This window comes from Dyadobacter sp. 676 (genome assembly GCF_040448675.1).
In the GTDB taxonomy this organism is placed as follows: Bacteria; Bacteroidota; Bacteroidia; order Cytophagales; family Spirosomataceae; genus Dyadobacter.
The window spans coordinates 6,190,756-6,211,737 of record NZ_CP159289.1; the positions used below are offsets into that span (position 1 = coordinate 6,190,756).

A 20,982-nucleotide genomic window follows, 5' to 3' on the forward strand; every position below is an offset into this window, starting at 1 on the left:
AATGGAAATGAACGCCCGGCAAATCCTGAAAGATCATGTTACCAAAAGCGTCGAACTGACCGAAGCGCAGTTCGACGCTTTTTATGCTTGCTTTAAACCCGCGTCGTTTCGGAAAGGACAGGCCCTTATCCGCGAAGGAGATGTGGTGACGCAGGAATATTTCGTGCTCAGCGGTTGTCTTAAAACCTATTTCCTGAACGACGAACTGAAAATGACGATCCTGCAATTTGCCATGCCGACCTGGTGGGCCTCGGATTACGACGCGCTGTATAACCATCACAGGGCGTCCGTCAATGTGGATTGCGTGGCCCACGCGGAGGTCCTGTCGATTTCGTCCGACGACAGGGAAAGAATGTGCCGTGAAATCGCAGGTATCGGGCATTTTTTCCGCTGGCGGACCAACAGGGGTTACGCCGCCGCACAGAGACGGTTGCTTTCGCTGATGACGAACGATGCCCGGAAACGTTATGAAGAACTTCTGGCGCAATACCCCGCACTTTTCCAGCTCGTGCCGAAACATCTGATCGCCTCTTACCTGGGCGTGTCACGCGAGACGCTAAGCAGGTTGTACCACGCATCGAGCCAGGCTAAAAATGTGACATAGGTCACATAGTACCGATCGTTTTCTCTGTTTAATTTGCGACGCGGGTTTCACTTACCGCCCGCAGCCTGGATTATGTGGAACCAAACCAAAGTTTCCCGCACGCTGGGAATCGAATTTCCGATATTGCAAGGCCCTTTCGGGGGTAACCTGTCGTCTGTCAGACTTGTTTCGACGGTCTCCAATCTCGGGGGCATGGGCGGCTATGGCGCATACATGCTCACGCCCGACGAAATCGTTGCATTGGACAAAGAGCTCAAACAGGCGACGAATAAGCCTTATAACATCAACCTCTGGGTTTCGGACAGCGATTTTCCTTCCGGCGAAATTCCCGATGAGGTATTTGAAAAAGCGGCCGCACTGGTCAAGCCGTTTTTCGATGAGGTAGGAGTGCCGCTTCCCGCGAAGCCAAAAGCTTACCCGTCGCGCTTCGGGAATCAGGTAGAGGCATTGCTCGCTGCGAAGCCGCCGGTTTTCAGCTTTATTTTCGGTGTGCCTTCGCAAACGGTCCTTGACGATTTCCGGAAAAAGGACATTAAACTGATCGGTAATGCCACCACCCTCGACGAGGCGATCGCGCTCGAAAATGCGGGTGTCGACGTCATTATCGCCTCGGGATTCGAAGCGGGCGGGCACCGTCCGTCATTCCTGGAATCGGCGGAGGCGTCGTTGACGGGCACTTTTGTGCTGGTGCAGCAAATCCGTGAAAAAGTGAAAACCCCCCGTGGTGGCTGCCGGCGGCATTGCCGATGCCCGTGGCGTGGCGGCCGCATTGACGCTCGGGGCCGAAGGCGTGCAGATAGGAACGGCGTTTCTGGCCACCGAAGAGTCGGGTGCGAGCGAATACCACCGTAACCTGCTCCACTCGGACGCGGCACGTTACACGACGCTTACCAAGGTATCGACAGGCCGTTTAGGCCGCGGTATCCGCAGCCGTTATACCGAAACCCTGGCCGGCCGCAACGATCAGCTGCTTCCTTTTCCTTTGCAAAATCAGTTTGTCGTACCGCTCCGCAAAGCCGCGGCCGACAAGCAGCAATACGACCTCATTATGTTCTGGGGCGGCCAGATCGCGCCGGTATTGAAGCATACCAGCGCGAAAAAGCTGTTTGAATCGATTGTCGGGGAAGTGCAGGGTTTCCTGAAATAGGTACCAGACCTGTGCGGTTCCTATTCATTCCACGGCGAATGCAAAATGCAATCGCAGAAGTTCTTGCGTTCGAAATTAGGAATCATGTAGGCGCACACATCGGCCTTGATATTGCCGAAAGTGGTATCCGTTTTATGCGCGAACCCTGAGAAGAAAGTAGGTATGATCCTGTTTTTAAAATCGTTACGCGGAAATGCGGCAACGATGGCCTCACGGTCGGCGGCCGACAGGTGTTCGTAGCCTTCACCCATTACATCGAGCCCCACACCCGAATAGAGCAATGCGACTTCCGGCTCCTTGTATTCGGCCACGCCGATCGTCGTGTGCAATGCGATGGCGTCCCACACAAGTTGCAGCGATTTGTCGGGCAGGCCGTTACTTTTCAGGAAATCGCGGGCGGCATTGGCCCCGTCCACCTCGAAACGTTTGTCGGGGCTGCTGTAATGCGGCACCAGGCCGAGGTCGTGGAATACCGCGCTGATATAGAGCAGTTCCGGGTCGTAGTTCCGTTTCTCGCGCCGGCCATTCAGCGAGGCGAACAGGAAAACGCGTAAAGAGTGGTTGTAAATGAATTCCGTGCCATGTTCGAGCAGCAGGTCCGTGGCGTCGTTGGCCAGCCGGCTATCGGGTATACGGATACCCGCGATGGTATGCAATGCGTTGACAGACATAATGTTGTGTTTTTTTTTGTTTCGACAAAATTACGTCCGCATCCATCGCGGGGGAATGTCAGTTTCCGCAGATCACCTGCCAAAATTGACGAACTGTGTGCGGTATTCTTGGGGCGACATCATTGCATTCTTTCTAAAAAAATGACTGAACTGTTCCGGCGTACCGAAATGCAGGTGATAGGCGATTTCCTTCACCGGCCGGGACGAAAATTGCAGCGAACGTTTCGCCTCGGCGAGTATCTGCCCGTTGATGAGCTCCTTCGCGCCTTTGCCCGCGCAGCGTTTGCAGACATCCGACAACCGCCGGGCGGGAATGTTCAGCTCGCGGGCGTATTCGGCAACTTCATGCATTTCGTGGTACCTGCGGCTGACAAGCTCGATAAAGCTTCTGTACAATTGTTTTTCATGATTGTCAAAACCCGTACCTGCCTCCGCACGGATATTTGCGATTTTGATCATGATGATTTTGAGATAAGCCGCCAATGCGTCGAGCTTGTTGACGTAGTCCTTCTTTTCAAATTCTTGCAGCAATGTCTGAAACAGGAAGTGCAGCTCCGTAAAGGACGCGTCATTGACGGCCAATCGCTGATTCTCAGCCGCGTTATTGAACAGAACGGCCTTACAGTTACTCGCGCTGTCGGGGGGCCTTCTGCCAGAAACAATCTCCGAAATTCAGCTCGTAGCCCGAAACCGTACATGGTTCGGGGAACCGGCAAAGTTGCCCTTTCGAGGCCAGGAAAAGCGTTTTTCCGGTAAGTTCAAACCGCACACCGTCGATTTCGATCACACCGGCTCCTTCCTGTAACAAAAGGATCCGGTGATAGGCCAGCCGTTCGGGAACGTGGTCGATTCGCTCGTTCCGCACGAAATGCCTGATCCGGAACGAGTCCTGAATGTCTTTTTCAAAAATGAGTTCCATACAAATGCCCGATATAGATAATCTGGAAAGGGGAATATACTTTCCAAAGTTCCGTCCGGACTCATTTTAATGTCGCGCTATTGTCGTGGTAGTTTATGTCGGGCATAGTGGACAGCGGGTCGAGCACGACCGTCATCGCCGTTCGCGGTACCGCCATGGTAACGACCGACCGCCTTTTGGAAAAATGATGCCGTTGGAGGTAAACAGGATCGGGCGGTGCGGTATCAGGCACTATTTCCCGGTCGAAAACGGCAATATCGATATCGTCATCGGGTGTTACCGGCACTGGTTTGCCCGAGGTTTCATCGGTTTTGCGGACGTTGATTTCCAGGACCAGTAATTGTCTGTTATTTGATAACGGCTTGCTGGATAGTATTTTAATATCATTGTCAAATACTATAACTTTTTTGAAGAGCTCGTCGATGAGCCGGATTTGGGCGGCGTTCGCTCCGCGTTTCAGTGCATCGACAACGGTGGGCGGGCCCGGCTTTCGGGCCGGGTAACCGTAGCGCTCAACCAGTTCGTGCAGGGCGCGGGTCATATGCGCTTCACCCAGGGCTTCTTTCAGGCGGAACAATGCCAGGCCACCCTTTTGGTAGTAAACAAAAGGCTGGTTCACGGTTTGCCAGAGCGGCAGCTCTTTTTCGCTCGCGGCGCTGCGGTAAGCGAAATAGAGCTGCGAGTCTTTCACATGATACGGCCGCAGGTACATCTTCCCGAAACGCTTTTCGGTCACTACCGCCTCGGTGTATTTGGCCAGCGACTCCGTCAGCAAAGCATCTCCCGGTCCTGCCGGTGCCGCTACGCGCCCGGCCCACCACTGATGCGCCGTTTCGTGGGCGGTCGTGGCATAGGCAAAGTTGAAACCCGAGCTATTGCCTGGATTGCTTCTGAAGTTGGCCCGTTCCTGACTGAAAATAACCCCCCGGATAGGCCGTTGCCGAACCGGGATAATGCGGGATTTCGGCCAATGTAAGCTCACGGCGCGGGTAACGGCCAAAGTTTGCCCGGCCATAGTCCAGCGCGTCCTTCATGGCTTGCATCATGGCAGGCACATTTTGCGGATGCTGCGGATGGTGGTAAATCCGGAACGTGGTGCCATTGTATTGGCTGGTTTTCAGGATATAGCGGGCGGAGCTCAATGCGAACATGTAGGGCATCGGCTCTGCGGACCAGTAGTGAAAATATTTTCGGCCGGCATTCGTCCGGGTGCTCACCAGTGTGCCGGCGGTAATTACCTGCTGGTCGGCTTCGGTGGAGATAATGTTTTGAAAATGAATAAAATGGTAGTCGTGATCGGTGGATATGATCGTTTGCCGGGAGCCCAGACCGTTTAGCCGCCGCCGCTCAGGGTCTTCGATTTCGTAAGCCGGCTGATAACCAAAATACGGGAGATATTTTTCCAATTCGATGTAAGAACCGTTTTCGGACACGGCATGCTCACTGTTGAAAGCCTTGAATGGAGACCGGTCGGCACGGATCGCGAACCGGACGGTCAACTCCTGACCGGGCAGGAACGGTTTTTCGGGGCGGTACCAATGCTGCCCGAAGGTGTCGTCCGACGATATGAATGCACAGCGTTCAACACGCATTTCCACCAGCTCTACCTCGGGGTCAATTCCGATCCGTAGCTTTGTGATTGGCTGTTTCGATTTGTTTTTAATGCGCAAAGCGCCTGTTACGGTATAATAGTGTTTGGCAGGAAAAAGGTCCGTGTGCAGATCGACGGCCGTAACGACCGGCTGCGACCGGCCGGCAAGCGGCTTGTATTTGCGTTCATAACCTGCCTGCCATTCCGTGTTCGTCGCGCCGGTGCGGCTACGGGCGGAGAAGCCGCCTTTGTATACCATATAAATACCGGTACCCATCGCCAAAAGGAGACAAATACCGCCGAATGCCAGGGCCCGGATGCCCGGCATGACGCCCTGGCCGATGCGCCGCTTTTCCCCCGTGTGCCGAGGCCACGTGCGCGTGGCGAGCCCCGCGAGCGCCAGTGCGATCCACGTCCAGTACAGCATATGCCAGCGAAACGACGAACCGCTATGACCGAATCCGTCAAAGCCGGAATAACGCAAACGCGGAGCGGCGGCGAACCGCACCAGGTAGCTTTCGAGCCCAAACTTCCTGCCGAAAACAAAAACGCCGACTATCATACCGCTCAAAAGCATTCCCAGGTATTTGTTGTTCACGGCTGTCTGAACGAAAACGATCAGGATTGTAAAGAGTACAAGCGGGAAACCCGCGTGGAAATAGACAGACAAATAGGTGCCCCATTCAAAAGTTTCGAATCCCGAGAACCATTGTACAGCTACACCGGTGGCAATATGGACGGTGATCAAAGTCGTGGTCCACGCGATCAAGGCGAAGCATTTGGCGATGGCAAAGATGGTTACGGAAACCGGTGTAGCGAAAATCAGCGGTTGTATCCGTGCTGTTTTTTCGCGGTATATCGATTCGGACGCATAAAAAACAATCAGCAGCAGGGCAGGGCGTACGGCTGTGAGCTGCTCGGCCAATATTCCGCTGTCAGCATAGCTCCTTACGCCGTAAGGGCCCTGGGTAAGGTTTTCAAACAGCTCCACGGCATTGAAAAATACCCACAATGCAAAGATCAGGGCTGTTGGTACCGGACTAAAAAGCGCTGTTGTTTCGAGACCGAATATCCGCAGAAAGGTCAGCCGGTGATAGTATGGCCGGTTTATGTGCGGGCTGACAGCGCGGTAGAGAACTGAAGGCGCAGCGTGTGTTTCCGAGGTCCCGTTTACCTTGTTGTCTTTTTCCTGTAAAACCCTGAACCGAAAGCGGCTGTATGCAATTCCCAGCACGGCCAGGGAGAAGCCGGTCCATAGCAGCCGGTTGGTGATGAATATGGGAGTTAAGGGGAATAGTTCCTGGTTGCGCCGCCATACGGGCCAGTTCGCGGTTTCTCCGAAAAATGCGGTGAAACCAAATGGGTCTATCAGCACCGGGAACCAGTGCGGGCCGCCAGGCGCCGGGATGGAACCGGCCATAACCGGCGAATTGCCCAGAATGGAGGCCGTAAGATAGATAATGAATAGGAAAACGCCTGCCGCGTACACAAGCCGCGTGCTGCGTGTGAGCATTGCCGTGGCAAATACGATGCTGCAACAAAATACAACGCCGGGCAGACCGAAAGTCAGTAAGGGCATTAGATAATAGGAAAAACGAAAGGGCCCGAGGTATTCCGGCGGGGTTATCAGGGTTGCGGCAGCGGCACCCAGCGTAGCGAGGCACATTATAAGGAAAACCGCCCCCATTAATCCCAGCAGCCTCGCAGCGAAATAGGGACGGCGGCCGATGCTGGTGGTGAATACAAGCGGCTCCATGTGATGCTGGCTGTCGCGCAGGACTACCGCCGCACACGCGAGCGTCCCGACGAAAATGGTGAACAGCGAAAGAAGGCAAATGATGAAATGGGTCACATGCGGTGCATTCCGGTGTATTTCTGCGCCGCCGAAGTTACCGAAAGGCATCACGATCCCCAGTGCCAGGAAAAGCAATGCGGCAATGCGAAAGGTCGTCTGCCGGAAATGGTAGTGTATTTCAAAGCGAAAAGCGGCTGTCAGCATGGCGATACCTCCTTTCGGCCTCCGCCCTGCAATATGGCGAAGTAAACATCTTCCAGCCCGGGATGGAACGCCTCGAAACCGCCGCCCGGCCGCTCGTCCGACAGCACATGCACCTGAATGCGCCCCGCGACCCTGCGCGTGGAAATGACACGAACGGCGGTTTGCAAATCGGCAAGCTCTGCCGGCGTCACGGTTTTGCGCCACAAAAGGCCTTGTAGTGAATGTGTGAGGGTTTCAGGCTTGCCTTCGAGAATCACTTTTCCTCCGGCCAATACCGCCATTCGCGGGCAAAGATCATGCACGTCGCCGACAATGTGCGTCGAGAGTATCACGACGATCTGCTCCCCGATCTCGCTCAGCAGATCGTGGAAGCTGTGCCTTTCCGAAGGGTCCAGCCCGGCGGTGGGTTCATCGACTATCACCAGTTGCGGGTTGCCCAGCAATGCCTGCGCGATACCGAAACGCTGGCGCATTCCACCGGAAAGCGTACTTACCGCCTGCTTCCGGTGCCGGTAGAGGTTGGTTCGTAGCAAGAGGGCTTCCACTTGTTCCCGCCGGTCCGGTTTGCGGGTCAATCCTTTCAATACGGCCAGATGGTCCAGCAAACTTTCTGCGGAGACGCCCGGATATACGCCAAAGTCCTGTGGCAGGTAACCGAGCCTGCCCCGCAGCCACGCGGTTTCCCGACCGACATCCTGTCCGTCGAAGGTGATCCGTCCGCCGTCGGGCGAGGAAAGCGTAGCGAGGATACGCATGAGGGTCGATTTACCCGCTCCATTGGGACCGAGCAAACCGAACAGGCCGTTCGGTATTTCGAGCGAAACGCCGTCCAGGGCGCGGATGCCGTTAGGATAGGTTTTGGAAAGTTCCTGAATTCTCAATCTTTGCATGACATGGCTTTTGAAGTTCCGCCCAAAGATGGATGTCGGCTGTTATGTACTCAATTAATTATGAGCAAAGCAGGCAGAACGGTGATGAAGGCGTTTATCCGCCTGGTTTTACGGTTTTTTACAATTATCACCAAAATCGCGACGGTCGTCATTAATTTTTGCGGGCGAGCGCGCCGTCCGGTTTATTTGCAGGATGGTGGCAATCGGAAAATTGGGTGGTGCATTGGCGCGCCGGAGCGATACGTGGCTCTACGTAGGGCTGTTCTGCTGGATTTCGGTCGGGAGTACGATGGGACGGAACGACCCATGGCCGGCCTATTTTCAGTCGCTGCTGATTTTGGTCATGATATGGTCGCCGGTGCTGCTGGTCACCTGGGTGCGCGAGGGAAGCGGGGAGGGGCGTTTTGCAGGCCGAAACCGCCGGTACTGGTTTGCGTGCTTTCTAGGATATTTGCCGTTGCTATCGATGCTGTCGGGTGCGCTGATGGTGCCCGGACGCCCGCTTTGGGGGGGTGGTATTCACCGGTGGACTCTGCGTAGCGGTAATGGAGTGCGTACTGGTGGCGGAGAACCGGTACTCCGGGCGTTGGTACCGGATGAAATGGATACGTAGGCTCAGTTTGGAAAAGGCGGTGCTGATCAGTATTACCGCGCTTGCATTGCTACTCGGCGCGATGGCGGTGTCGAGTCTCGGTAACCCGGCGTACGACACGGGCACGCAACTGCTCATCGGCTTTGAAATGGATTTTCTGAAAATAGCGACCCGGTTTCCGACGTTTGCCGGCTATTCCCTGCAACTATTGACCATGTACCTAGCCGGGTATTTTTTCTTTTACATCAACAGTCGCTGGCTTGTGCCGCATATTCTGAAGGAACGGGGTATTTTACATTACCTCCTTTATGCCGCCGCCCTGATTGGCGTTTTTTATCCGTTTTGGGGGCAGCTACTGACCAGCCTGCCGTTGAGCAAAGTGCTCGGAGGTGTGTTTTCGGCCAATCCATTTGTGGCCGAGAACGCATTCGGGGCGATGCTGGTGCTGCTGATAAGCCTTCCGGTACTGCTGGCGATCCAATGGGCGCGGCAAAACAGCCTCATTACCGCCCTGCAACATGAGAAGTCGCAGGCAGAGCTCGATCTTTTGAAACAGCAACTGAACCCGCATTTCTTTTTTAATACCCTTAATAACCTGTACGCATTGAGCTTGCAACGCTCGGAGCTGACGCCGGAGACTATTTTGCAGCTTTCGGAGCTGATGCGTTACGTAATCTACAAGGCCCGGGAACCGTTCGTGCGGATGGAAGATGAAGTCAAATACCTGAGAGATTACCTGCAATTGCAAAAAATCCGGCTCAAAAAGAGCCTTGACCTGCAATGGGATGAGGAAATCGAAGACGGTTCGGTAGCGATAGCCCCGCTGCTGTTGATCGTGTTCGTCGAGAATGCGTTCAAGCACGGCGTAGAAAATGCCGAAGGGCCTTCATTTTTGGCTATCAGTCTCAAAGCCGACCGGCATTCGGTGCATTTTACATGTAAAAATTCCCACGAACCGGCACCGGATGCGCATACCGGCATCGGATTGACTAATTTGCGAAAACGGCTGGCCCTGCTCTATCCCGCTAAGCACCGGCTGGCTACCCGGGCGGCGGATGGCGTGTTTGTCGCCAGCCTCGAAATTGACCTGCTATGAAACTACGCTGCCTGATTGTCGACGACGAGCCGCTGGCCCATGATGTGATCCTTCGCTATATGGAGGACATTCCCTTTCTGCAAAGGGCCGGCCAATGCTACCTCGCAACGGAGGCGTTCGCGTTTCTGAACCATCACGCTGTGGACCTGATTTTCCTGGACATCCGCATGCCCAAACTCAGCGGTCTCGATTTTCTGCGTTCGCTCAATCAAAGGCCGCTGGTCGTGGTCACATCGGCTTACGAAGAGCACGCATTGGAAAGTTTTGAGCTGGAAGTGGTGGATTACCTGCTGAAGCCGTTTCGTTTCGACCGGTTCCTCAAAGCAGCGAACCGGGCATTGGAACAGCACACCATGCGAAGGCAAGCCACAGCCACCACCCCGGCCGCGCCGTATGAGCCCGAGCCATTGTATATCAAATCGGACAAGAAGCTCGTACAAATGCGGCTGGACGAGGTGTATTATCTCGAAAGCCTGGGCAACTACGTAAAAGTGTGGGCACGGGACCATTTTCTGCTCACGCAGCGTACGCTGGCGAGCTTTGAGGAACAATTGCCGGCCGAAGGGTTCATCCGGATACACAAGTCGTTCATATTGAACAAAAAATTCGTGCATTACATTGAAGGCAACATGATCCGGCTGCTGAATGGAAAGGTATTGCCGCTTGGTAAAACGTTTAAGCATATAACCAAACTGTTTCCGGGGTGAACCTTGAAATTCTACCGAAGGCTGGATATATTTGTTTATACACGAATTGAAAGACACCACCCACGTACCGGCATGCATTCACTCGATTACCTGCGCGAAGAGATCCGAACTTATTTTCCCGAATCGAAGGAATTACAACTTTCACCGGCATTCGATGGCCAGAGGCGGTTCAATTTTTACTTTGAAATAGCCCCCGGTCAGCGCCATCTGCTTTACCTGAACTGGGACGGCGATATCGATGGTTTTACGCTGAAATGCCTCGAATTTCCCGATGCCGCTTTGTTGAGGGAACTTGCCGGGGCCTACACCGAAAAGGGCTCCAAGATGTTCAATATCGGGCAGCCTGTGGCGACGCTTTCCTTTGTTTATCAGGGAAAGGACAACCTGAGGGTACGCAACTACAAAGGCAAAGCGCATATCGATTCCCACGAAATATCGGCAAGGCATCTGATGTACGCCGTCAATCCGTTCGAATGAGCGGCCGGAGAGCGGAGTTGCTGACCGGAGGGAAAACCTGTGAAACTCAGCCGGGCCCATGTACTGGTGATCGGGTTAGGCGGTGTAGGCTCTTTTGCCGCTTTTTTCAACTAACGCACTCACAATTTCCGAAGTACTGTTAACAATTGTTAAGGACCGGGCGGGCGGTCTTTGTGAAGGGCTACTCGGGAAATTCCATTTCGGTCTCCGAGAAATGGCAGAGACCGTCGAGGAGTTCGCTGAGTTTGTAACCCGTTTCGGACAGCGAGTATTCCACACGGCTCGGCACTTCGCGAAAATTGTCGTTGCGGATGATCAGCTTGTGCTGTTCGAGCAGTTTCAGCCGGTCCGCTAAAATATTGTCGCTGATGTGTTTGAGGTCTTCTTTTAATATCGAAAACCGGTTGTTGCCTTCTTCGATACTGAACATCACTTCGGTCAGCCACCGCTTGCTAAGCAGGTTGATCAGTTCGTTCAATGTGCATTTCTCTTCCAGGAACGTCTGATTGTAGTAATTTGTCGAGGTCAGTTTTCTCATAATGTCGGCTCATTTTTACAGGAGTTACTCACAATTTACGGAGATATGTACGGCTTGTCAATGGTGCCGGCAGTATGCATATGAAGCGAGAGGTCGGTTTTTTGTATTATTTAATAAAAAATATGAAAATAATGAGGTGTGTATGCCGGAAATAAGTCCCATGTAGAAAAAGGGAAAGCTATCACAAGATGAGACCACGCATTACGCCCAATGAAGCTTAGACTTTGAAACGATTCCCATTCGGGCGACATGCACGCGCTGACGAATATCATGCAGGGGTACTATCCCGATCTTTTCCATTCGGGACTGAGGCTGCACAGGAACGGGATCGGAAAGGAGTGCTCAACAGTCTGTCGGACAGGTAAAAGGAGCTTACTTATAAAGTGCTGGGCACCCGGTTCGTGGTGCGGCGCTTTGATAACGACCGGAATATTACAGTGCGGGTGCAGACCGGGAAGGTGTCGGTGTACGTATTCCCTGGCGGCAATGGTACAATCTTGGCGCCGCATTGCCGACTGTCCCCTACCGCTCATACCTATTAGCCCTGGCGAAACGACGAGGTGATCGCGGGCGGACGCATACAATTCGAAGAGGGAGCGTGGCGGTGCCCACGGGCCCCGGCCTAGGCATAGAGCTGAACCGTGAAGCATTGGCGAGATTGCACCAGAACTATATTACCTGCGTCTCAAAAAACGCGACGACGAAATTGAAATGCAGAAAAAAGTGCCCGGCCGGGAAATTCAAGGCGGTGCGCTGGTGACGCGATTAATATTTAGCCGTCATTTTATCGAAAACCTGGCGTTGCTGTTTCAGTGCCTGTATTTTGTCGTCGGGATTGGTGTGGCATTCAAGCAGTACCCAGCCCTTGTAATCCATTTTAGCCAGATTGTCGATCAGTTCGGGATAGGGATAATCGGTGCGGTCGAGTTCGCGGACGTGGCAGGTATCTCCGAAGTACTTTTTGACGAGGTCGAAATTATATTGAAAACCCTGTCCGTTCAGATCCTGTTTGTTACAGTTCCAGCAGATCCCGGCATTCGGGTGATCGGCATAATCCATGATTTTGCGGATATTGGGTAGTTCCTGTGTCTCCTCGCCGTGTACTTCCAGCCGTAGTTGTTGCCCGAAATCCGCGGCATAGCCGGCTAACCCGCGCAGCGCCAGACCGATTTGTTCCAGTGTTTTCTCCTTCGGGACCTCTTTATGCAGCGCATTGGGTTTTACTTTCACGCCCGTGCCTCCCACATCCGCGCTGAGGCGTATAAATTCCCTGGTGCGCTCGATGGACGCTTTTAGTTTTTCCTGATCGGGATAATCGTATTGCTGGTTGGTACCGAGGCCCACGATCTTCACCGGACTGTCTTCGAACCGCCTTTTGACTTCCTGCCGTTGCACGGGCGTGAGGTCGGGCATTACCTTATGCGCATGTTCGACGCGCAGCTCCACCCCGGTAATGCGCGTATCGGACAGGTTTTTGATCAGCGTTGGCACATCCCAGTCCTTTCCCCAGAGGTAAGTTACAAAACCGAGCTTCATTTCGACTTTTTTCCGGGGATGTGCATCGGCTTGTGAAAAATCCGGGAGAAATGCCGCTCCGGCAGCAAGTGAAATCTTTTGAATGAAAGTCTTTCGGTCGATACGCATGGGAAGCCTGTTCGTTTTGACTGGTTACAATCGCTTTAAGCCCGGTAGCGGTGAATTCTACCGTTTGCCGGCCTGTTCGATCAAAAAATCGAGTGCCGGTTGCTCGGTCAGCGGCCCGGCCTTTATTTCGTCCCCAAGTAAAATCATCTGCGGCGTATTCGGATTGAATGCGGGCCATTCGGGCAGTCCGGGACCGTTGGGATTACCTGTTTTGACAAAATTTACCCAATACGCCGACATCACACGGGAGATCTGATCATCTACGGCATCGAGTGGGCGCAGCGATCGATCGATGAAACGGAGGTTATCATACGCATAAGCTACCTCGCCGGTGTGAAATGCACCATAATTCGCATAGATGCCTGTTGCGGGCAATCTTCGTGTGAACCGGTAGAGGTATGAGCCCTTACCCTGCCGGGATTGTGCCATTGCCCAGGAGTAATTTTGCAGCCCGTAGGTGGCGTCACGAGCCAGCTCGTTCTGCGAATGTGCTGCCTGTTCGTCGTTTTGTGCGGGGTAATATTGAAAGAAAGTCTGTGCGGCCGTGCCGTATTGCCGGTTATACTGTGTTTGGAAATCGGCGGCACTCTTTGGTTTGGCTACCGCATTCTCGTTCTGGTTCCAGCCGGTAAGCAGGATGACCGGGTTTTGTTTTCCGGCCTGATAAATTGCGCTGATTGCGTCGGGAAGAACAAACCCGTCGATAATGGGACCGCGATAGGTCGTGATGTTTTTCAGGATATCTTCCGCCGGGAGTTTCCGTAATGCAGCGAGCGAAGTCGCATTCAGCTTTTCGCCGGCCTGGTGCCCGGCTTCTTCCGCCTCTTTCAGCGACGGATAACTCCTGCCGAAACCGGCGCCGCTTTCCGCTATCGCTTTATTGAAAAGACCTTTCGCGAGCGGGCTCACGACAAGGCAGTTTACGCTCATCGAACCGGCCGACTGGCCCGCGATTGTCACATTGCCGGGGTCGCCGCCAAATTGTGCAATGTTCTTTTTAACCCATTCCAAAGCAGCGATCTGGTCCATCAAACCATAATTGCCGGCTGTATTTCTGCCTGATTCTTTTGTCAGTTCCGGATGCGCGAAAAAACCGAATGCGCCTACACGATAATTAATGCTGACAAAAACCACCCCTTTCCGGGCCGTTGCTTCGCCATCGTAAATGGGGCACCCAGCACCGCCGCTAACAAAGCCTCCGCCGTAAATCCACACCAGCACCGGCTTCCTGACAGTTTTTTCCGATTTTTCAGACCAAACATTCAGATAGAGGCAATCTTCGCTTATCGGCCTTTTGGGGATCAGGAACTCGGCGCTCCACATGCTGAACGGCACCGGGTCGCCCTGCATCGGGCTTGGCCCGAACTGGTTGCATGCCCGCACGCCGTTCCATTTCTTCACCGGTTGAGGGGCTTTCCAGCGTAAGTCGCCCACCGGGGGCGCGGCAAACGGTATGCCTTTATAAATGCTGATCCGGCCATCCGCGCTCGTCGTTCCGGAAATTTTGCCACCCTCTACATGCAGCGTATCGGCGGCTTGTGATGTAAACAGAATGCCGCAAAGGACAGCCACAAGCAGGATTTTGTAAAAAGTGAAAAGGGGTTTCATCCGCATTAACGACCGTTTAAAGCGCGAGTTCGATTTTATTTTTGACATGGTTACGCTCGCGTTCGCGGATCGCATTGTCCTGCATTAATTCCTTTTCTTTCGTTTTTTGTAAAAGCCTGAACCACCACGAGGCAGGTATCAACCCGTTGGAGTGCAGTTCCAACCTGATCAGAAATTCTTTCGGCGGGTTGCGGTGCCCGTTCAGGTACTGGCTCAGTACGTATGATTTCACATCCACGTCTCCTGCGAATTCCTTGTCCTTTTTTCCCTGCGCACGGATGTATTCGTTCAAAAAGTATGGGAAGTTCCAGTATGGTTTACCGTCGTCGCTGTCGATAAAATCCCGGATCTGATATTTGATCTGGTATATTTTATTTTTAGTTCTTTCCTGCGGGGACTGGTTCGCAATTTCGTTTTCGCGCATGACGCGAAACGCTTCCAGGTCTTTCCTCGCTTGCTTGACGTCGTCGGGATGAATTGGAAACACGAAAGCGTCAGCCAGTTCCTCCGGTGTGTGTTGTTCGAACAACTTCTTAATAACCTTTAATTCCTTCCTGGTCGCTATTCTCACTAGTATTTGTCGATTATGATGTTAGAATTGTCTGTATCCGTAAACATGGTGGTGCCGGTGTGTTGAAAACCATATTTTCGATAGTGGTCCACCAGGCGTGTTTTTGGAGTTAGGTAGACAATAATACCCCATGAAGATACGAAAAAGTTTACAGATTTGGTAAACATCTTACCCTGTTTCTTCCTGTTTAGACGCCGGTTTTCCGGTTTGGTAACGACTATGTCTGTATGAATTCTTAAACGGTAGCCTGTTGCGGATTAACGGAACGTAAAATCCGGCCTGCGTGAAAATAGGGGGCGTTAACCGGGAATGGGCTTGGGGCGATTATGGAAATTCGTATGGTAAAGTCAGGGTCGGCATAGCGGATCGCTGTCGGCGCCACTTTGCAGGAAGAATCGAAACAGGCGGACACGGCATCCGCGTTCCGGCTACCGTATTTTAAGTTACCTAAAAAAGAAAAACGCCGGAAGACCGGCGTTTACTGGCAAGTGTGCAGCATTTGATCAGGATTTAGGAATAGTAGCGTTATACATCAAAAAGCAGCGGGAAAAATTGCCCCTTCAGTTTCTCGCCTTTGGGGATCACCGGAACGCCGTCGAGCAGCGGTGAGTTGGTATCCGATGCGGTGCCGTCCGCAAATACGTTCAGCACAAACGCCCGTCGCGAACGTTCCGACCGGTTTTCGTATGAACCGTGTACCATTAATGGATGGTGAAATGTGCCGTAGCCGCGCTTCATTTCGATTGGAACCGGCTTGAATTCGGCTTTCTGTTCTTCGGAAAGGTATCGCATGAGCCCCTCCATGTCGCCGGCCAGCTCAGGCTTGTCGAGCAGGCCCCAACGGTGGCTTTTGGGTACGTAATACAGGCACCCGTTCTCGATCAGCGAATCGTCCAGGCCGGTCCAGCAGGTGAGATGTTGCATCGGTACCGAGCGGGTCCAGTAGGAGTAATCCTGATGCCATGCCACCACACCACCGTGCCGGGCCGGTTTACAGAAAAGCTGATCGTGCCAGAACCGCACAGCCTTGTTCCCCAGCAACTGGCTTGCCGCCATCACGAAAGCGGGGTTCCAGAGCACGTCGTGAAAGCCTTCGGTCACACGCCACGCTCCCAACGCATGCAGCAACACCGCATCCGGGTCGGCCGATTCGTTGGAATGGAATTCATAATATAAATGATGACCCGGGTGCGAAGGGTCCGTGATCGAGGCGAGCTCTTCATTTAAAACGTCGACCTGCCAGTCGTCCAGTAATTTGATATTGGATAAATAACCGTTTTCATGAAAGAATGCGACCTGCTCGTCACTGAGCCGGTACTGGTCCCATTCTTCCCGAGTGGCGGGCTGTTTGAAAAGGTCGGATACCAGCTCGTGGTATTGCGAAAGATCTCGGGTGGCTACTTCCATACCTGCTATTTCGGGTTTAGTTTCAGTAATGCAAATATGACGGAAGTCAGGTTTTGACCGGCTTGCCGATTTTGACTAATAAATAACTTATTTTGTATTAATATTGATTGGTTGATTAGTAATATCCTCTAAATAGGGTATAAAAATGCCAATAAGACACTATGAAAGCGCAATTTGAAGCATTCCAGCCCATGCCGGATTCGTCGTTCCGGATCTTCGGCTACGAGGTGAGCGAGTTCGATGCACCGTGGCATTACCATCCGGAATACGAGCTGACGCTGATCCTGAAAAGCGAAGGCATCCGTTATGTGGGCAACAGTATGGAAAGCTTCGAAGCCGGCGATCTCGTACTGTTAGGCCCCGACCTGCCGCATTGCTGGAAAAACACACCGGACGGTGCGGGACCGGCCAGTTCGATCGTCGTACAATGGCCCGGCGCGTTCTTGGGAAGCGGCTGGCTGGAAGTAGAGGAATTCAGATCGATCAGGCGTTTACTGCAAATGGCCGGGCAGGGGATAAGGTTCGATCAGGAAGTCGCCGGCCGTATCAAACCCATCCTTGCGGACATGCTGGAAATGCAGCCTTTTCCCCGGCTGATGAAGTTCCTGGAGGTGCTCGAACTATTGGCGGCCGAAAAAAACATTCATTTCCTTTGCGAGCAGGGCTTTATCTATCCGCTTAATTATGAGGATAACCAGCGGATCAACACGGTTTACAACTACATCCGGGAACATTATGCCGAACGTATTACCCTTGCGACGCTTTCAGGGCTGGTGCACATGAGCGAGGAGGCGTTCTCCCGTTTTTTCAGCCGGACGATGCAAAAGCCGCTTTTTACATTCCTCAATGAATATCGCATCAATATGGCTTGCAAAATGCTCATTGAAACCGACCTGCAGGTCGCCGAAATCAGCTTCGCCTGCGGCTATGAGAGTCCGCCGTTCTTTTTCAGGCAGTTCCGCAAATTTGGTGGCCTTACACCCGCCGGCTATCGCAGGCAATTCCGCATGACCGAAGCCGCAGGATAATTAGTGATTCGATTAACATTTACGAAGTTTTCTTTCCACGGCCATCCTGATAGCCACAGCGGCTCTGGTTCTCTTCAAAGCAGGAAAATTCGTTTACAATCTGTTTTATGGGGACATTGTCCTCACTAATCCCCGGACCGGGAAATCGGTCACTTTGGGGCGGCATCACCGGGACGGCCTCTCCCAGGAGATTCAAGACGTGCTCGAATAATGTCCGGGCGGCCAAGGCAACCGGCACCTTATCCCAAAAGTAAAGTCATAGCGACAATCACCACTGCTATCAGTGCCATCGTCTTCAGGCTTCCTGACGGAAGATTAAAGGAGATTTTGCTGGTCCCGGTAGGGTTGACGGCCTATTTGGCTTACGATAGCTTCGTGATACTAAAACGCTTCGTGCTACGCGAGGTCGCCGGCTGAATTTCGCTGACGATCACCGAAAAGAGTGAGAAAATATATCATCGGGACCAGCTCGTTGAATGGATTATCCGGCTTCCCGGCGGCGCGCTCCGTTCCTATTTCGCCGCTTTTGCAATATTCCGAGTAAATACTTGAAAAAAAATGCTTAGACGAGTAGTAAACTTGGGTAAAGAACCTGTAATCTGTATGTCCATTTCCTAAATCAAAAAATCACGTACATGGAAAAAAAGAATACCGTTCAAGAGCTGCCTTCTTCTTCGCGAAGGGATTTCATTAAAGCTGCCGCGGGTACGGCAGCCGGTCTGATGATCGTTCCCCGCCACGTGCTGGGCAAAGGATACGTGGCGCCGAGCGACAAACTGACTGTCGCGGGAGTTGGCGTAGGCGGAAAAGGAACGTCCGACATCGCCAATTTCTTCAAAAGCGGTAAGGCCAATATCGGTTACCTGTGCGATGTGGACGACAGACGTGCAGCCACTTCCGTTAAAAACTTTCCTCAGGCCAAGTACTATAAAGACTGGCGGGAGATGTTTGAAAAGGAATCCAAAAATTTTGACGCAGTGTCGGTTTCGACGCCCGATCATACACATGCCGTGGTAGCAATGGCCGCCATGCAGCTGGGCAAGCATGTGTACGTGCAAAAACCGATGACTCACGATATTTATGAAGCACGGATGCTTACCGAAGCGGCCGCCAAATACAAAGTGGTAACCCAAATGGGCAACCAGGGGGGCATCGGGAGACGGCGTGCGCCAGCTACACGAGTGGCACGATGCGGGTATTATCGGTAATGTCCACACGGTTTATATCTGGACCAACCGCCCCATATGGCCGCAGGGTATTCCCTGGCCTACCGACAAGCCGCCCGTTCCGAAGGAGCTCGACTGGAACCTGTGGCTCGGCACGGCACCTTACAAGGACTACGTCGATAACCTGATCCCCGGCAGCTGGCGTGGCTGGTGGGATTACGGGACAGGCGCATTGGGCGACCTCGGCTGCCACCTGATGGAAGCACCGTTCCGTATCCTGGACCTGAAATATGCATTGGATATGCAGGCGAGCGTAGGCAGCGTATTTACAGCGTTTGGTAAAAGGGGTATTTTTCCCGACAGTTGCCCGCCATCGAGCCATGCCACGCTTACCTTCCCTAAAACTTCCAAAACGAAGGGAAATGTAACAATGCACTGGATGGACGGCGGTATTAAACCCGAACGCCCGGAGGAGCTTGGGCCTAACGAGCTGTTTGGCGATGGCAACAGCGGTATCCTTTTCGTGGGTACTAAAGGCAAGATGATGGCGAGTGAATATGCGGCGAATCCACGCTTGTTGCCGCTTTCGAGGATGGAGGAAGTGAAGGTGAAACAGAAATTCCCGCGGGTACCGGGCTCAGCCGAAGGGCACTATGCGCAATGGGTGGAAGGCTGTATCGCCGGTTACGGCAATATGGAACTTAGCTCGCCGTTTGAAAAAGCTGGCCCGCTGACCGAGGCTATATTGATGGCAAACCTGGCCATTCGTGGTGCCGATATGCCTAAACCACGCGCAACCGGCAACGGTTACGATTACCCTGGCGCGAATCTGAAAATGCTGTGGGATTACAAAAACATGAAGGTAACCAACTTCGACGAAGTGAACCAATGGGTAAAACGTACCTATCGCGAAGGTTGGAGCCTGGGTGTTTGACCGAAGATAGATTGATTGTTTCGAAGAGCCTTCCTGCGATGCAGGCGGGCTCTTTTACGTTATAACCGGAAAAGTTTCCGGGCATTGTCATGCAGGATTTTCCGTTCGACTGCTTTTGATGCAGCCAGCTTCCTGATTTCAGCGATGGTTTGGGTACCCTGGCATTCCGTGCCGGAGCCGATATGGTCGTCGCAATCGCTGCCGTACAGCAGCTTGTCCTGGTGCCGGCTCAGGAACTCGCGGGCGTGGTCTTCGTCGCGGGTCATGGATAGCAGGCCCGAACCGGCGGACATATCCCCGTACATATTTGCATAATCCCGCAACAGGCGATCGGTGAAGCCGCCGGGAGCCACCTTTGTTTTGGGGTACAAAACACGCTGGTCGGTGTGGTTCCGATCGATGTTAGCCCACCAGGTCTGTGCGTGGCCGATGAAATTGACCTTCGGGTACTTTTCGAGCATTCGGGGAAAGCGCTCGAAATTGTAATTGAACATCTGGAATTGCCAGTGCATCAGCACGGGCACCTGGTAATCCTCGGCAAGCTTGTAAATTCGCTGCATTTCTCCGGAATCGCAATCCACGCCGAATTTCAATTCCCCGATTACGCAGCCGCCCAGTTTCAGGTACTTTTCAATTTCCGCAACGGCACCGTCGAGGTCCGGTACCTCGTTGGCACCGAATGCAAATTCGTCCGGATATTTCGCCGCGATGCCATAGCAGGCCTGGTTACCTGCGCATTGTGCCTGCAAACCGTTGGTCTTGCCCGAATGCGTGGAAGCGCCGAACGCCGGGGTACCTGCGGGCAACAAGATGGTTTTGGTGATGCCCATGGCCCGCTGGTGCGCTATAAGCACGTTGTCCGGACGGGCGGCGTAATGGACGTGCTGGTGGATATCGATGATCGGTTCGGCAGCCGGAGCCGGCGACGCAACCGCGCTGCCCAGCAGCATTGCGCCGGTGCCAGCTAAAAATTCGCGGCGCGATAAATTGATGCGTTGGCACATAGGGACATTGTCATCTTAGCATGATTAAACTTGTGGTGCCCAGTAGGTGCAATGCCCGCCGGGATTAACAGGCCCTGTAAAAAGCAGGCAACCGCCGCATTCCTTACCTTCTTTGGCCGGGACCCATAATTTACAATTATCGCACTGGCTGTCGGGTTGGGGTGATTTATCCGTGTAACCCAGGGACTTGCGTTTTTGAACGTCGGTAGGGTCTACGCCGGTGAGGTCGCTGCATGGATCGGCGGTCGGTGTTGCAGTCCGGGCGACGGGCGGTTTCCTGGACCCCGCGCAGGCAAGGAGCCACGCCGTACTGCCGGTGGCGCCCCAGGCAAGGCACCGGCGGAGAAAAAGTCTGCGATCGGCAAATTGTTTCATATCGTTGCGTTGAA

21 protein-coding genes and 1 pseudogene are annotated in these 20,982 nt (G+C 53.2%); 9 read left to right on the forward strand and 13 right to left on the reverse strand.

Features of this window, described 5'->3' with window-relative positions:
* The first annotated feature begins 1 nt into the window (after position 1).
* The 3 genes from ABV298_RS27105 to ABV298_RS27115 all read left to right on the forward strand — a co-directional run bounded on the left by ABV298_RS27105 (position 2) and on the right by ABV298_RS27115 (position 1,751).
* A complete protein-coding gene (locus ABV298_RS27105; RefSeq protein ID WP_353719267.1) occupies positions 2-604 on the forward strand; it encodes a Crp/Fnr family transcriptional regulator in 603 nt (200 codons plus the stop codon).
* Between the two features lie 72 nt (positions 605-676).
* The gene (locus ABV298_RS27110; RefSeq protein WP_353719268.1) at positions 677-1,456 is read left to right on the forward strand and encodes a nitronate monooxygenase; all 780 of its coding nucleotides are present in this window, start codon (positions 677-679) and stop codon (positions 1,454-1,456) included.
* Positions 1,362-1,751 carry a nitronate monooxygenase gene (locus ABV298_RS27115; protein WP_353719269.1) on the forward strand — a complete coding sequence of 130 codons (390 nt, stop codon included), beginning with the start codon at positions 1,362-1,364 and terminating at the stop codon, positions 1,749-1,751. Before ABV298_RS27110 ends, ABV298_RS27115 begins: the two co-directional genes overlap by 95 nt.
* 20 nt (positions 1,752-1,771) lie before the next feature.
* Here the strand turns inward: ABV298_RS27115 and ABV298_RS27120 are convergent, their stop codons facing one another.
* The 6 genes from ABV298_RS27120 to ABV298_RS27145 all read right to left on the reverse strand — a co-directional run bounded on the left by ABV298_RS27120 (position 1,772) and on the right by ABV298_RS27145 (position 7,821).
* On the reverse strand, positions 1,772-2,422 hold the full coding sequence (locus tag ABV298_RS27120) for an HD domain-containing protein (protein ID WP_353719270.1): 651 nt from the start codon (positions 2,420-2,422) through the stop codon (positions 1,772-1,774).
* A 72-nt stretch (positions 2,423-2,494) separates the two neighbouring features.
* Positions 2,495-3,004, reverse strand: coding sequence for a helix-turn-helix domain-containing protein (locus ABV298_RS27125; RefSeq protein WP_353719271.1), 510 nt, complete (start codon positions 3,002-3,004; stop codon positions 2,495-2,497).
* 43 nt (positions 3,005-3,047) lie between these two features.
* Complete coding sequence (locus ABV298_RS27130) at positions 3,048-3,341, reverse strand: hypothetical protein (protein WP_353719272.1); 294 nt, start codon at positions 3,339-3,341, stop codon at positions 3,048-3,050.
* 61 nt (positions 3,342-3,402) lie between these two features.
* On the reverse strand, positions 3,403-4,323 hold the full coding sequence (locus ABV298_RS27135; protein WP_353719273.1) for a M1 family aminopeptidase: 921 nt from the start codon (positions 4,321-4,323) through the stop codon (positions 3,403-3,405).
* Positions 4,214-6,931, reverse strand: a complete 2,718-nt coding sequence (locus ABV298_RS27140; protein WP_353719274.1) for a hypothetical protein — start codon at positions 6,929-6,931, stop codon at positions 4,214-4,216. The genes ABV298_RS27135 and ABV298_RS27140 overlap by 110 nt, the downstream gene beginning before the upstream one ends.
* On the reverse strand, positions 6,925-7,821 hold the full coding sequence (locus ABV298_RS27145) for an ABC transporter ATP-binding protein (protein ID WP_353719275.1): 897 nt from the start codon (positions 7,819-7,821) through the stop codon (positions 6,925-6,927). Before ABV298_RS27145 ends, ABV298_RS27140 begins: the two co-directional genes overlap by 7 nt.
* 196 nt (positions 7,822-8,017) lie before the next feature.
* Here ABV298_RS27145 and ABV298_RS27150 point away from each other — a divergent pair, with 196 nt between their 5' ends.
* The 4 genes from ABV298_RS27150 (at position 8,018) to ABV298_RS27165 (ending at position 10,693) form a co-directional block, all read left to right on the forward strand.
* Positions 8,018-8,434, forward strand: a complete 417-nt coding sequence (locus ABV298_RS27150; protein ID WP_353719276.1) for a hypothetical protein — start codon at positions 8,018-8,020, stop codon at positions 8,432-8,434.
* Positions 8,418-9,509 (forward strand): sensor histidine kinase, encoded by a 1,092-nt coding sequence (locus ABV298_RS27155; RefSeq protein ID WP_353719277.1) that lies wholly within the window; start codon positions 8,418-8,420, stop codon positions 9,507-9,509. Before ABV298_RS27150 ends, ABV298_RS27155 begins: the two co-directional genes overlap by 17 nt.
* Positions 9,506-10,216 carry a LytTR family DNA-binding domain-containing protein gene (locus tag ABV298_RS27160; RefSeq protein ID WP_353719278.1) on the forward strand — a complete coding sequence of 237 codons (711 nt, stop codon included), beginning with the start codon at positions 9,506-9,508 and terminating at the stop codon, positions 10,214-10,216. The genes ABV298_RS27155 and ABV298_RS27160 overlap by 4 nt, the downstream gene beginning before the upstream one ends.
* A gap of 72 nt (positions 10,217-10,288) precedes the next feature.
* A complete protein-coding gene (locus tag ABV298_RS27165; protein WP_353719279.1) occupies positions 10,289-10,693 on the forward strand; it encodes a hypothetical protein in 405 nt (134 codons plus the stop codon).
* 181 nt (positions 10,694-10,874) lie between these two features.
* Here the strand turns inward: ABV298_RS27165 and ABV298_RS27170 are convergent, their stop codons facing one another.
* The 5 genes from ABV298_RS27170 to ABV298_RS27190 all read right to left on the reverse strand — a co-directional run bounded on the left by ABV298_RS27170 (position 10,875) and on the right by ABV298_RS27190 (position 16,461).
* A complete protein-coding gene (locus ABV298_RS27170; RefSeq protein WP_353719280.1) occupies positions 10,875-11,231 on the reverse strand; it encodes a helix-turn-helix domain-containing protein in 357 nt (118 codons plus the stop codon).
* A gap of 765 nt (positions 11,232-11,996) precedes the next feature.
* Positions 11,997-12,875: a TIM barrel protein gene (locus ABV298_RS27175; protein WP_353719281.1), complete on the reverse strand. Its 879-nt coding sequence runs from the start codon at positions 12,873-12,875 to the stop codon at positions 11,997-11,999.
* Positions 12,876-12,932: 57 nt separating this feature from the next.
* Positions 12,933-14,489, reverse strand: a complete 1,557-nt coding sequence (locus ABV298_RS27180) for a carboxylesterase family protein (RefSeq protein WP_353723258.1) — start codon at positions 14,487-14,489, stop codon at positions 12,933-12,935.
* A gap of 10 nt (positions 14,490-14,499) precedes the next feature.
* On the reverse strand, positions 14,500-15,054 hold the full coding sequence (locus ABV298_RS27185; RefSeq protein ID WP_353719282.1) for a hypothetical protein: 555 nt from the start codon (positions 15,052-15,054) through the stop codon (positions 14,500-14,502).
* 525 nt (positions 15,055-15,579) lie between these two features.
* Entirely contained in the window at positions 15,580-16,461 is an 882-nt protein-coding gene (locus ABV298_RS27190) for a phytanoyl-CoA dioxygenase family protein (RefSeq protein WP_353719283.1), read from the reverse strand.
* 161 nt (positions 16,462-16,622) lie between these two features.
* Between ABV298_RS27190 and ABV298_RS27195 the strand changes: the two genes are divergently transcribed.
* Positions 16,623-17,489 (forward strand): AraC family transcriptional regulator, encoded by an 867-nt coding sequence (locus ABV298_RS27195; protein ID WP_353719284.1) that lies wholly within the window; start codon positions 16,623-16,625, stop codon positions 17,487-17,489.
* 635 nt (positions 17,490-18,124) lie between these two features.
* Positions 18,125-19,589 (forward strand): annotated as a pseudogene (locus ABV298_RS27200) (Gfo/Idh/MocA family oxidoreductase).
* 59 nt (positions 19,590-19,648) lie between these two features.
* Here the strand turns inward: ABV298_RS27200 and ABV298_RS27205 are convergent.
* Both ABV298_RS27205 and ABV298_RS27210 read right to left on the reverse strand, forming a co-directional pair.
* Positions 19,649-20,593, reverse strand: a complete 945-nt coding sequence (locus ABV298_RS27205; RefSeq protein WP_353719285.1) for an amidohydrolase family protein — start codon at positions 20,591-20,593, stop codon at positions 19,649-19,651.
* A gap of 24 nt (positions 20,594-20,617) precedes the next feature.
* Positions 20,618-20,968, reverse strand: a complete 351-nt coding sequence (locus tag ABV298_RS27210) for a high-potential iron-sulfur protein (protein WP_353719286.1) — start codon at positions 20,966-20,968, stop codon at positions 20,618-20,620.
* Positions 20,969-20,982 lie beyond the last annotated feature (14 nt).